At 65.8% G+C, this 12628-nt stretch carries 12 protein-coding genes and 1 pseudogene; all 13 read right to left on the minus strand.

The window, feature by feature from the left end:
* Window positions 1-132: 132 nt before the first annotated feature.
* Window positions 133-2415: a DUF3987 domain-containing protein gene (locus ACYQ6J_RS18400; protein ID WP_460185688.1), complete on the minus strand. Its 2283-nt coding sequence runs from the start codon at window positions 2413-2415 to the stop codon at window positions 133-135.
* A complete protein-coding gene (locus tag ACYQ6J_RS18405; protein ID WP_460185689.1) occupies window positions 2412-2789 on the minus strand; it encodes a dATP/dGTP diphosphohydrolase domain-containing protein in 378 nt (125 codons plus the stop codon). The genes ACYQ6J_RS18400 and ACYQ6J_RS18405 overlap by 4 nt, the downstream gene beginning before the upstream one ends.
* Complete coding sequence (locus tag ACYQ6J_RS18410) at window positions 2786-3211, minus strand: hypothetical protein (protein ID WP_460185690.1); 426 nt, start codon at window positions 3209-3211, stop codon at window positions 2786-2788. Before ACYQ6J_RS18410 ends, ACYQ6J_RS18405 begins: the two co-directional genes overlap by 4 nt.
* Window positions 3198-4451 carry a DNA N-6-adenine-methyltransferase gene (locus ACYQ6J_RS18415; protein WP_460185691.1) on the minus strand — a complete coding sequence of 418 codons (1254 nt, stop codon included), beginning with the start codon at window positions 4449-4451 and terminating at the stop codon, window positions 3198-3200. The genes ACYQ6J_RS18410 and ACYQ6J_RS18415 overlap by 14 nt, the downstream gene beginning before the upstream one ends.
* Window positions 4452-4466: 15 nt before the next feature.
* Entirely contained in the window at window positions 4467-6155 is a 1689-nt protein-coding gene (locus tag ACYQ6J_RS18420; RefSeq protein WP_460185692.1) for a DEAD/DEAH box helicase, read from the minus strand.
* A complete protein-coding gene (locus tag ACYQ6J_RS18425) occupies window positions 6152-6541 on the minus strand; it encodes a RusA family crossover junction endodeoxyribonuclease (protein WP_460182184.1) in 390 nt (129 codons plus the stop codon). Before ACYQ6J_RS18425 ends, ACYQ6J_RS18420 begins: the two co-directional genes overlap by 4 nt.
* A 310-nt stretch (window positions 6542-6851) precedes the next feature.
* The gene (locus tag ACYQ6J_RS18430) at window positions 6852-7307 is read right to left on the minus strand and encodes a DUF669 domain-containing protein (protein WP_460185693.1); all 456 of its coding nucleotides are present in this window, start codon (window positions 7305-7307) and stop codon (window positions 6852-6854) included.
* Between the two features lie 5 nt (window positions 7308-7312).
* A pseudogene (locus tag ACYQ6J_RS18435) lies at window positions 7313-7930 on the minus strand (AAA family ATPase); the annotation flags it as partial.
* Window positions 7931-8179: 249 nt separating this feature from the next.
* Window positions 8180-8980: a PD-(D/E)XK nuclease-like domain-containing protein gene (locus tag ACYQ6J_RS18440; RefSeq protein WP_460185694.1), complete on the minus strand. Its 801-nt coding sequence runs from the start codon at window positions 8978-8980 to the stop codon at window positions 8180-8182.
* A gap of 179 nt (window positions 8981-9159) precedes the next feature.
* Entirely contained in the window at window positions 9160-9753 is a 594-nt protein-coding gene (locus ACYQ6J_RS18445; protein WP_460185695.1) for a sigma-70 family RNA polymerase sigma factor, read from the minus strand.
* A 177-nt stretch (window positions 9754-9930) separates the two neighbouring features.
* On the minus strand, window positions 9931-10296 hold the full coding sequence (locus ACYQ6J_RS18450) for a hypothetical protein (RefSeq protein WP_460185696.1): 366 nt from the start codon (window positions 10294-10296) through the stop codon (window positions 9931-9933).
* Window positions 10297-10405: 109 nt separating this feature from the next.
* A complete protein-coding gene (locus tag ACYQ6J_RS18455; RefSeq protein WP_460185697.1) occupies window positions 10406-11329 on the minus strand; it encodes a hypothetical protein in 924 nt (307 codons plus the stop codon).
* The gene (locus ACYQ6J_RS18460) at window positions 11295-12488 is read right to left on the minus strand and encodes a hypothetical protein (RefSeq protein ID WP_460185698.1); all 1194 of its coding nucleotides are present in this window, start codon (window positions 12486-12488) and stop codon (window positions 11295-11297) included. Before ACYQ6J_RS18460 ends, ACYQ6J_RS18455 begins: the two co-directional genes overlap by 35 nt.
* Between the last annotated feature and the right edge of the window lie 140 nt (window positions 12489-12628).

A 12628-nucleotide genomic window follows, 5' to 3' on the forward strand; every position in this document is an offset into this window, starting at 1 on the left:
CGTAAGTTTATTATTTCTACCATCTTACGACTTTCCTAATTCCCGCCTCGGTCTAGGCGGTAATTAGTCGGTTTCGGCGGTAATTACCCGCAACCGTTGCTAATTCCCGCCTTTCAAGGCGGTAATTAGCGGTCACTCTAGTATCCTGTACCTTTGGCCGATCCGGCCTCTGTCCGGCGTCGAGCCGATCTCGTAGGCGATCCGCCGCTGGCTTACCAGCGCGTTGCGGACCTCCTCGATGTCCTTGTCGCTCCACTTCAGTCGGCGGGACAGCTCCCAGTGCGGCATCCACGCATCCCCGCGCCGCTGCCGCCACAAGGTGAGCACCTCGAGCATTCGCTTGCAGCGGGCGTCGAACTCGCCCTCGGCCACGTGCTGGCCGGCCATGAAGAGCATCCGCCGGGTTTGGTAGTCCACGAATCGCCACGCCCACTGCACGGCCGGCTCGTCGATCCGCATCTGGAGATGGTTCTCGCTTGCGGCGTAGACCAGCGCGAGCTTGCGGGCCTTCTCGTAGGCCCGGGCCCAGATGGCCATGCCCGCCGGGTCGTCCCGGTCCTCGGCCTCGGCGTAGCGGTCGTCGGCCAGCGCGCGGAACTCCTCAAGCGCCGCTTCGGCATCCGGGGTCGCCTCTACGCACACTGGGATGGGATGCCAGTTCTGGAGGTTGCCTTCCCCGGGCCGAAAGTCGGCCCACCAGCGCGCCGTTTGGAGGATGGCCTCTGGGATAGGCCGCGATACCGGCGTCTGGCCCCGGCCCCGCTTGCCTGCCTCCAGGACGATCAGCCGCGCGAAGAAGCCGTTGTTGAGCATGCGGACGCTCAGGGCCTCGTAGTAGTACTTGGGCACGGCCGTGCCGAGCATGCACAGCGACGGCTGGTCGATCACCCCGGGCGATCGTCCGCCGGCCTTGACCCGCATTGGATGGATGGTGCTGCTGGAGGTGTACATCTTCAGCAGCACGTTCATGATGCCCTCGTGCCGTGCGTCGGCAGTTCGGTTGATGGCGTTCATCAGGCCGTCGATCTCGTCGGTCTGGAACAGCACCGATGGCGTGAGGAACAGGCGATCCTCGATGCCTTCCCCGGAGGCGAACGCATCGCCAAGGCAATCCTGAAGGCCTGCCTCGATGCAGATGCGCTGGTTGACTTTGCGGGGCTCGTTCTTGCCCGCGCCGCTGTTGGCCAGAGCGAGGACGTAGAGATTGGTGCGGTTGTCGGCCGCGTCGCGGACCTTGCGTCCGGCCAGGAAGGCTTGGAGGACCATCGCTGCGGCGAAGGCCAGGGCCGGCTGGGGATAGGGCGAGACGGCGAGCGTGTAGTCGGTCACCTGGCGGATGAAGCCGGGCACGTCCAGAAGGTCGTCGGGCATGGGCCCGGGGTCGGGCGTAGTGGGCTCCGCAGGGGGCGGTGGATCGGTTGGACCGGCAATGCCCGACAGGTCCACGGCCTGTAGGCCGCAACCGAACCCTTGTGCCCGCAAGGCGGACGCGGCGGCTGCGTAGTCGCCGCCGTGCTCCAGCAGAGCGTACACGGCAAAGGGCGAGTAGGCCCGCTCGGGCTCGAACGGCGCTGCGCTTGTGGTGAAGCAGTAGAACACTCCGTCCTTGAACGTGGCCGAGGTGCCCGAGGTCTTGCCTGGCCGTCGCCAGTGTTCGTTCCCATCGCCGTTAGCCTTAACGAACGTCCAGCCGTGTCGCTGAAGGACCGCTCGGACATCGCCGCGCTGGTTGAAGTCGTCGCCGGGGCGATTGTCGGTGCCGCCGGCGCGAGTGGGCGTGCCATCTATCGCTGGCGGCCAGTACTCGTTGAGCGACCAGGCCGCCTCCAAGAGCGTCTCCCGCTCGGCCGCCGACAAGACCGGCAGATCGGCCAAGTCGCCTTGCAATAGCTCGTAGCCCGGCGTGGGCGTACACAGGAACAACCCGCCTTCGCCGCGGGTCTCGATCAGCGTCAGCACGACGTGCCAGCGGCCTTGGGCGTCCTGCCGGGGCTTGTAGGTCTTACCGGCGATGGTCACTTCGTCCGGTCTGCCGACATGCTCGATACGCTGGGCAAGCTTCAGGTTGCCGCACACCGCCTCTTGGCAACGATAGACAACGTGCCAACCGCCCGAGGGCGATTGCTCGATGACCAAACGCTCGGGCAGCGTCGCGTCCACTTCGCGCACCTTGGCGTACCAGGCGTCGAACGCTTCGCCGCCCAGGTCGAAGTCGAGCATTTCGAGGTTGCCCGAAACGGCCCCGCAAACCAGACACAAAGCATCGGCGCGGCGGCACCCGGCCGCAAGCTGCGCTTCGCCCGGCAGCGCGTGCTGGAACTGCTTCCAGCGCGGCACGGCCGGGCGCTTCTCAGCCCGGACGGCCGGCAGGACGCACAAGCCCGCTTTCAGGTATCGCAGGGCCGCCTCGATCATCCGCGCTCTTGCTTCCGTGCTGGAATGTCGATCATTTCCGGCAGCGCCTCCTCGAAGTGGCACACGCCCAGGATGTTCCAGGCGGCGTGGGCCAGGTGGTCTTCCGAATCGTCGCCCGCCAGGTACAGGTAGAGGTGCCGGATGGCGTGGTTGAGCATCACGCTGGCGGGGATGCCCTTCTGCCAGTTGTGCTCGCCGTACTTGGCTGCCCCTTCGGCGCAGGTTTCGGCCAAGCGGCGCAGGCCGATGGGCGTGATCAAGTCCCAGCGCTGGCCGTCGGCGTCCGTGCCGCGCACGGCGCCGGTGGCGAAGCGTGCCAGGCCTTCCTGCCGCAACATGACCGGTTCGCCAGGCGCGTCGGTGGTCTCGTTCATCGTTGGGGTTTCCTCTGCAAAGCGGGGTTGGCCATGGCCCATTGGGCCCAGGCTTGGATGTCGTGTCGCAAACGCTGGAGACTCGCCGGTTCCGGCGGCGAGATAACGCCCTGCCAAACCGTGCGGATGCTGATGACGGTCATCTGCTCGGCGTCCCCTTCGACCACGAGCACCACGGCCGGGCACACCCGTGTCAGACGCTCGTACAAAAGGCGCTGGCCCCGCTTGATTTCCGCGTGGTCTTTCCATTCCAACAGCAGCAGGTTGCCGCCGATCTCCGTGATCGCGTCGATGTCCGTGAAGGCGATCCGGCCCGGCAGGCAATCCGCAAACAGCTCGATCTTGGGCCGCTTCTTCTGGTTGAAGCAGCCCTGCGTGGTGCAATCCCAACGCATGGGATTGGCCCCGTTATCGTGCGACATGGCACACTCTCCCCATCTGCGCAAAAGCCTGCCGAAACCCATCCGCCTGAGGGCCGAAGTAGATCACCGCCTGGCCTTGCAGTGGGGCGGCGGTCTTCTCCGGATGCCAGAACTTCACCCGGCCGGCGGGGAAGCAGACGGCGCAGGCGGCGGCCAGAAGCGTTTGGAACCACCTGGTTTCGGTGGCGTTATTTACCAGCACCACCGCTTCCGTAACGTCCCCCTGCTCGACGTGCTGCACCAGCTTGTCGCAGAACTGTTGGACTAGGGGTTGGGCGTATGGGGGGTTCAAGAACACGCGGCCGCGCCACGGCTGCTTCAGGCCATCCTGTTCGGCCGTGAAGTACCGCGCCGCCTGGATGACCTGGTTGGCCACGGGGGTGGAGGCGGGGTCCAGGTCGATGGCGCCCATGACGGCCACAGTGCGCTGGATGAACTCGGGGGGCGTGTACCACTCGCTATCGCCGCTGTTGTAGGTCACGTGGGGCAAGGGGCGCTGGGGTTCGTCCGGCTCGCCAAGGCTGGGCTCCCAGACGGTGTTTCGCTGTGGCGACGCATCCTCTGCGGCTGGCTCTTCCGAATCAGGATCTTCGACAGGTACCGCGCTTGTGGCGAGACGTAGCGCCTTGGCCACGCGCTGGTCCACTTCCGCCACGGTGGGATTGGCCTGCGCGATCCACTGCACGAACTCGGGCCACTGCGAGCGGGGGAGCCTGTGGACGGCAGCCAGGTGTTGGGCTTTATTGTCGAAACTGCGGAGTTGACTCCGCAGTTTATCGACGGACGCTATCACCTCGGCGGCGTTTCGGAGTTGCCTGATGTAGGATTCGTCCTTACCAATCCTCCGTGCGTACTCCCTCAAGCCGCCTGCGTTACCCCGGCCACCCTTCTCCAACGGCACGGCCTTCAGGGCATGCAGGCCGATTTCCAGCGGCGACAGCTCCCCCTGGTTATTCGAGAGCACCAGCTCCATCAGCGCCGCCTCGTCATCCAGCGGCTCCACCCAGGCCCAGATTTCCTCCAGTCCCGCCTTGCGAGCCGCTCGCACCCGCTGATGCCCAGAAAGCACCTGGAACCGCTCGCCTGCGGGCCGCACGTGGATGGCGTGCTTCCGCGGGTATCTGTCGCCGTTCAGATTCGCGGCGATGGCGTCAATCACATCCTGGCGGAACACCAACCGCGGGTTGTCCGGGTGGTCGTCCACGAGTTCCAGGCGCAGGCTTTCCAGGCTTGCACTCATTGCGTTGTCTCACCATCAGAACGGAATTTCGTCCAAGTCGTATTCCGTGTTGCCGACAGGCACGGGCTCCGGCTTCGGCCCCAGCGTGTAGCCGACGATGCGGTCGTACTTCTCGCCGGCTACCGAACGCACGACGATCTTCTCGGTCCACGCCACGCCGCCGGCCTCGGCGATCTCGACGGCCCGCTCGGCAGTGTCGGGCACCGGATCGGGCGAACGGCGCTGCCACCACTTTTCGGCCTTCCACCGGGCGTAGCCGTCGTGCTCGAAACAGACCCATTCCGACACCGAGGTGAACTTGCCTATGTAGTAATCCACGCGCATGGTCTTCGGGGCATCCGGCGGGGCGTCGCGCTTGGTGTGGACGCTGTAGCGGATGTCCAAGACCTCGTACTCGGTGTCCGTCACCTGGCCGGAGAGCACGCCGGCGGTGCCGGCCCGGGCGTCGTGCTTCTGACGCTCAGGCGGCGGGAACTCGTAGCCGCACTCGGGACAGCGGGCGTAGCCGGCGGCGATGACCAATAGGCACTCGGGGCACTCCTTGGCCGGGGCTTCGCCTGTGCCGCGCCCGGGCGCGTCTGGCATTTTCAGTTGGTCTACTGGCCCATGGCGTAGCGCGTTGCCGCCGAAGTCGAGTACGAGGCAGTTCTGCTTGCCGGGATGTAGCCGGAAGCCTCTCCCGACCATCTGGTAGTAGAGCCCTGGCGACATCGTGGGCCGCAGGATCGCCACGCAGTCGATATTCGGGGCGTCGAAGCCCGTGGTCAGTACGTTCACATTTACCAGGTATTTCAGCGGCCGAAGTGGTAAGAGACGGCCAGAACTCTCGCCGCGAAACCGGGCGATCAATTCCGCCCGCTCGGCGGCCGGCGTCTCGCCCGTGACCAGCCCGCACTCGACGCCGTGCCGATCCTGCAAGACGCGCCGGACGTGCTCGGCGTGTCGGACGCCAGCGGCGAAGATGAGCACCGTCTGGCGCTCGGCCGTATAGGCGACGATTTCGCCGCAGGCCGCCTCCACCAGCCGGTCGTCGTCCATCAGGTCCTCCACCTCGTCGGCCACGAACTCGCCGCCTCGGACGTGGAGCCGCTCGAAGTCGGCCTTGTTGATCCCGGCCTTGGTGACCAGCGGGCAGAGATAGCCGTCCCGGATCAACTCCCGCACGCCCACCTCGTAGCAGATGTGGCTCAAGATGCCGTCCGGCGTGCAGATCGGCCCGCTTGCCAGGCGGAACGGCGTGGCCGTCAGCCCGATCACGCGCAGGTGCGGGTTGACGATCTTCGCCTCGGCCAGGAAGGTGCGGTACATCCCAAATCCGTCATCCGAAATCAAATGGCATTCATCGGCAATCACCAAATCGAAGGCATCCAGCTCGCAGGCCCGCTTGTAGACCGATTGGATGCCAGCGACCACGACAGGTTTGTCGGCTTCGCGGCGATTCAGCCCCGCCGAGTAGATGCCGATTGCGACCTCCGGGCACAGCCGGCGAATCTTGTCCGCATTCTGATCCAAGAGTTCCTTGACGTGGGCCAGCACCAGCACCCGGCCGTTCCACCTGAGCACGGCGTCTTGGACTAACTGGGCGATGACGAGGGACTTGCCGGCCGCTGTGGGAAGCACCACCGCGGGATTGTCATCCCGCGTGCGGAGGTGCTCGTAGACGGCCTCGACCGCAGCCTGCTGGTAGGGACGGAGCTGTATCACGTCGGCACCTCCAGCCCGTCGCACAGCACGCACCGCCGCCGGATCGTCACGACGGCTTTGCCCCCTTTCACAACGTCTCGCTTCTCGACCGAGAGCTGTTCAATCAAGCTGTCGTCCGGGTACACGCCTGCATGCTGAAGCGCATCGAGCAGCGCCTTCAGGGCGTTGTCCAAGTCGCGTCGCCGGCGATCGGGCGGATACAGCGAGACTTCCACACGGAGCGGACCGGTCAAGGGCAGTCGGTCTGCCGCATGGTCGATCAGCCGCACGGCGGTCGCCACGTCGCGGCGATACGCCCGTCCTTGGCGGCTGATCAGGGTCCGCGGCCCAACTCGTCGCCAGTAATGATTGACAGACGGCGGGTAGGACAACTCGACCGTGAGCATGACATTCCTCGCTGGTTGTGGAGGCACAAGCATGCGACTCTCTTCAGGGCGGATTAACCGTTGGGCGGCTAAGACTCGTCGACACGGTCGCCGTGATACTGCCACTCTTGGTCCCCGATGGCAGATGCCGCAGAACGCCATATCCGTTCCCGATGGGTGTCATCACGCCAATGCCGCTAACGGACCCAGTGATGGCGATCCCCACAGAGAATGCGGCCGCGATAGAGATACATATCCCCTTCGCGCTCCACGCCACAGCGCGCGCAAGGTCGGCCGGGCTCCGGGCCTATCGGTTTGCGTGCCATGTCAGTCACGGCCTCCGCCACGGCGGTGTGCTCGATTGGGCCTGCTGCGGCCGGCCGGTCGCGGCGTCCCGCTTCTCGTAGCCACGGATGACGTTGGCGATCTCGCCAGTGTCCTTCCGCTTCTTGCAGCCGACCTTGACCACCAGCGGCAGGTTGTGCAGCTCCGCGCTGTCGCGCGGCGTGAGCACGCCCACGGCCCGGCAGATGGCCGACAGTTCGGCCCGGGCGATTTTCACCGCCAGTTCGTTGGGGTTGTCCAGGTTGAGCCGCCCCCAGAGCTGCCGGCCTTTGTACTCGCCTTCCAGAATCGTGAAGACCAGCTCGAGGTAGCTGCCCGTGCCCGCCTTGTTCGGCTTCATCTCCGAGGCCGTGATCATCGCCAGGTATTTTCCGGCGGGGATGGGGTCGAACGTGGTGGTGGGCTCCACTTGGGAAGCGTCGAAATTGCCGAGGTGCGCCATGGGTTTCAGGCTCCTTGGGGCTTGAGGTTCTGGTTGCTGATCGCCGCGACGAAGGCCGGCCAGTCGAGCGGCAGGCTCTCCGACAGCCCGTAGCGGTTCTTGGCCACCAGTTGCGGCGTCTCGTAGAGGATGAGTTCCCGCTCCTGCCCCGTCAGACGGATCGCGCCGACAAAGTCGGACCACTCAATCATCGTGTTGGCCAGGTCGGGGTGAATTTCCGGGGCGGATTTTTCCAGTTCGATCCCGTCGATCGTGGTGATCGAGCGGCGCGCGGCGTGGGCCAAAAGCAGCACCGCCACGCCCGCGTTGACCAGCCGATCGAGCACCGGAAGCAGGTACTGGTAGACGTAGTTCTTCAAGACCTGCCGGCCGTTGCCGTAGCCGCCATGCGAGCGGTTCAAGGTCTGCTTCATGCCGGTGGGCGTGCCGTCCACCCCGGCCACGTGCTCCTCGATCCGCCGCAGGAGCCAGTCGATCGAGTCGATCACGACCGTCTGGTACTCGTGGCCGCCGGCGGCCAGGCCGTCGAGCCAGGGCTCGATCTCAGGCCAACTGGCCAGGTATGGCGTGCGGTGGCACTGCACATGGGCCGCGCCGTTTTCGCAATCGATGATGAGGGGCCGATCGGCGGAGGCGCCATACTACGTCTTACCGGCGCCCGGGGGTCCGTAAACGATGCCCTTCGGGGCGCGGAGATGGGATTGGGTCAGGACGGTATCGGGTAGGGGCATGGCGTCGTTCTCCCAAGCAGTTAGAGGCGGATGGTTCAAGAAGGCCGGTCGCCTTCGGGTGCACGCAGCGATCCTCATCCATGACATGCCTACCCGGCTTCGAAGCCGAGGAAGCTCGGCAGACCCGAGAGGCGACCGGCTCTAGACGTAATCGAACACGCGGCACTCCTCGTAGCCGCTCGGCCACGTGTCGGTGGCCATACACCGGCGCAGTCGCTCGATGGCCGCCTCGTTCTCGCGCCGGGCCTGTGCCAGGGCATCCTCGTGGACCTTCCAGACGCCCGAGCGGTACGGTTCCTTCTTTTCCACAGCGATGAAGTGGACTGGCATGGGCAAAGCGATCACCTTGGAAAGCACGGCCTGGTAGAAGGCGACCTGGTGGACGTATCCGTAGCGCCGGGCGTCGGCCTCGAACCAGTCGAGATCGTCGCAGGTCTTCAGGTCCACGAGCCCGCGGTGGGGGTCGAACCAGTCCATACGGATCTGGCACGGCATTTGGCAGTACTCGGCCCGCACCACGCCCTCGGGCACGCCTTCGCTCAAAAGGTCCCTGGCCAAGCCGTGTCCGCGCACCCCTTCGGCCATTCGCTGGACCAAATCGTGCTGCTGCACCGTGAGCACAGGCTTGCCCTGCTCGGCGGCCCACTCGGCAAACGTCTTGGTATTGGAGCCGTAGAGTTCGCCGGTCTTCGGATTGACTGGCCCGCCGACGGCGTACTGCTCCTCAAAGGCGTCCCTGCCTTCCAACACCAACGTGTGCAGCGCCCGGCCCACCAGAAACGCCGGGCGGTCTTCCTCTCCGATCAAGCCCAGCTTCTTCTTGCGGTACAGCAACGGGCAGCGGCGGAAGTCGGCAAGCTGGTGGCTGGTGAGGTACTCTCGTGCCTTCTCTTGATAGGTCGCGTGCGACTCGCGGAGGATCGGATCGATGATCGGGGTCATGCGATAACTTTCGTTTTGGTCCAAGGGGATGTCGTCGAGCGGAACCACACGGCCTCGCGCGCTGGCCGTTGAGGGCCGCCCGTCAGGCCTGGCACGGGGATGAGCCGGCCAGCCAAAGGTTTCAAGCGGCGCGGCCTCTACTAGTAGACCTACCGGCCGGCCGGCCGAACTGTCGCAAATCACGCCAAATAATCCCGCAAGTCCGCCCGCTCGAAGCGCTCGCGGATGTCCCCAAGCAGCCCGTACAGGGCGGCCCGCGACATGCCCAGCTCCCGGGCGATCGACGCCTTCGACTGGCCGGCCATCAGGCGCCGGCAGATATCCCGCAGGTGGTCGGGCAGCGGCCGGAGCACGGTGGCAACGTCCTGGACCAGCTCGGAGGTCTCTTGGGCGGATCGCGGCCAGTGGCCGGTCCGCTTGCCCTGCTGGGTGTCGGGAAGGGTTTCGCCGAACTCCGTGCGGCTGCCCTCCCCGTCCTGGATGGGACGGTCGAGCGACCCCTCCTCGCGCTCGGGCGAGCGCATCTCGGCCTGCCGACGCTTGAGGATCGTGGCCAGACAGTTCTCGCACACCACGACCACGAAGGCCTCCCAGGTTCCGGAGCGGGGGTCGAAGTGCTTGCGGCGCTCGAGCAGGTCGAGGACGAACTCCTGAATCAGGTCCTGACGGTCCGCCTCGGTGAACCCGGCCCGGCCGATGAGCTGGCGGACCTTGCTGCGAATGAAACGGATGGTGAACTGGTCGAAGCAATCGAGGCTGTGCTTGGTAGCCATTGGCAACTCCTTCTCGGACCGCCGAGAAGGGCGTCGAGGCCGTCGCCAAGCCTTAGGCAGGAAAGCAGCACGAGCGGAAACGTGCGTGGGCGCCATCGGTTGGCGACTCCCACAACGCCTCCGCTCGTGCGGTCGGTCGGTTGTCCGGAATCGAATGTGGTTACGAAGAGAGAACCGTTACACCTGTTCGTGGATTTCCAAGGCCACCGGCAGGCCGTCGTGGACCTTGATCGTCTCGATCACGCCCGTGCCGATGGCCGCCAGCGTCTCGACCAGCGCGATCTGCTCGCGCTTCAAAGGGTATTGGGTGCTGGCGGGTTCGGAGCTCATGGGCCCAATCTGGGCAAGCCGGACCGCGCGGACGACCCGCGGCGGCGGATCGAGGACCGGCTCGCCACCGCGAACCGCCAGGGCCTCGATGCGTCCGAAGTTCACCCGGCGGATGAGTTCCAGCAGGCTGCGGCAGGTCGGGGACAGGTCGTATGTACGGGGCGGGCCGACGCTCTTGCGCGCCCCATCCGGTACAGTGACGGAGGTGGACATAGGGCTTCTCCTTCTGCTCGACAGACGGATCGCCACAGCGGCGATCCTCAACGAGCGAAGTATCCGCCCACGTCGGCCGGAAATCGGTGCGCAAACGGTGTCGAAACGGTTACCGAGTTTCCGCAAGCCGCTCGGCGCGTCTCTGACCCTTGTCCGTCAGCCAGAATCCTCCGCCACGGCCGGTCTTGGACCGGGTCATCCCTTTGGCCCGAAGTTCGGCCAGCACCAGCTTCAGGGCATTCGCGTCCGCCTGCGGCCCCAGGGCCCGTGGGGCGATCTCTTCGACCGAGCGTCGGCGGTCCGAGTCCACGGCATCCAGTTCCAGCATGGCGGCCAGCACGAGCTGGGCCCTTTCCGAAAGCGGCTCGTCCGGACAGTTGGCCGCTGTCTCAAGATGACGCTTGACGGCCACCTGCGCCTCGGCGGCTGCCGTCCACCGCTTGCCCCCATCCGAAACGATCGCCTCGGCCAGCACGACCAGATGGCCCGAAGACTGCCGAATGAGCCGCTCGGCCTCGGGCGTCACACGACGGCGCGTCGGCAGCAAGAGCACGTAAGGCGAGCGCCCCGCCGCGTGCCACGCAATGGCCTGCTCAAGGTCGCCCTCCTCCGTTGGAACCAACAGGCTGAAGTCGATGGGTGTGCCGCCGGTCGCCTTGCCCATGCCGATGCGCCATGCGCATCTTGGCGGCGCAAGTGGCGCGAGTCGAAACTCCAGGGCGAAGGCTTCGGCGAGCCGCCGGCCCAACTTGCGATGGTCGATGCGATGGACCAGAACGTCTTCGCGGCGAAGCGTAAGCGCTGGCCCTCCATCTTCCGGCACGCCCACGAAGTCCCCCGGGCCGTGCTGCACGACGCGATACCAGCGGCAGGGGGCGGCCCAGTCGGACAGCGACTCGACGAACCGATCCGCCGGTGAAAGCATGGGCAGCGCGCTGGGGAGGTCGTCGCCGAGCCGGTATTTCCATTCGGCCCAGGCAGCCGCCCCGGCCGTGTCCTCAAGCGCTCGCCAGAACCTCGGAAAAGGTCTCATGCTCGGCAGCCTCCTCCGCGACGATGTATCCCCGCGACTGGAGCCATCGTTCGACCATCGCCGCGTCCGCGTCGCGCGTGTACTGGGCGACATTCGATGGGCGGATCGTCACCGAGCGCGGAGTCCGCCCGTCGGCGAACTTGACCCGGAAGACCGCCTTCAGCAGGCGACCGCTCTGGGGGAGCGTTCGACCGCGCTGGGCCAGGTCGGCCAGCACGTCGTCGGCCTTGCGGCATTCCCGGGCGTGGTAGGCCCCGCCGAAGAGCACCTCGACTTCCACGAGCCTGATCCACTGGAGTCCCTCGATGTCGAAGCAGGTCAGGCCCTCCGCCCCCACGTGCCGCAGCGGCTCCAGCGTGTACTTCAATCCTCCGGGAAAACACCCCTCGTCCGCGAACAGGTGCTTGCCGAAAAGCCGCGCGTAGAGTCGCTTCTCGCTGGCCAACCGGGCGTTGATCCTCAGCTCGCCCAGCCGCCGGTCGAAGATCACCACATCGTATCGCACCGGGCGATAGCAGATGCCGCGAACGCCCTTCTCCGAGAGGCTCTCCTCGCGCCGGAAGGGCTCGCCGCGGCGAACCAGGAACCGTACCTCGTGCTCGTCCGGAAAGACGAACACTCGCGCGCCCCTCCCGCGCCGTCTCCGCTCCAGCCAATCGTCCAGGTCGTGTTCGAGACGCTCCTTGGCCGACGTGGATAGGCCGCTGAACACCGGCGGCGTCTCCCAGGCGGTCTGGTAGTACTCGAATGTCCGCGGCCGAAGGGTCATCCGTTCGGCATGTTTCCGCTCCAGCAGCTCGGGGCGCCGCAGCCATACCTGCACTGCCACGTCCGCCGGCGTCTGCTCCTGGTCGGCATCCAGGAGCAGATTCTCCTCGAATGCCGCTTCCAGCAGCGCGTCGGCCCCTTCCGGCGTGGCCATCTCGTCGACCAGATACAGGACATCAAGCAGTTCCGCCGGAATCGCCTCGCTTGTAGCCGCCAGCAGTTCGCCAAGACGCTGATAGGGCACAAGCTCTTCCCGCGCGACTGCCGGCAAGGCACATCCGGCAGCGGCCAGGGCCTCGCGATACGGGTCCAGCAGCTCGAGCAGTCGGGACGGGGCGATGCTGCGGAGAGTGTCGGGACGCGAAAAGTACCTCAGACGAAACGTAGCCATCGTCGACCTCCTACCCAAAGAGGGTCAATAATGGGCACCAGTCAGCCGGAGGGCCGCCGACACGCAAGTCGCCCTTCGGCCGACTGCTTGATAGTGAGCAAATGTACACTAACAAGACAGTGGCCGAAATGCAAGAGGCC

The organism is Thermopirellula anaerolimosa, assembly GCF_054657335.1.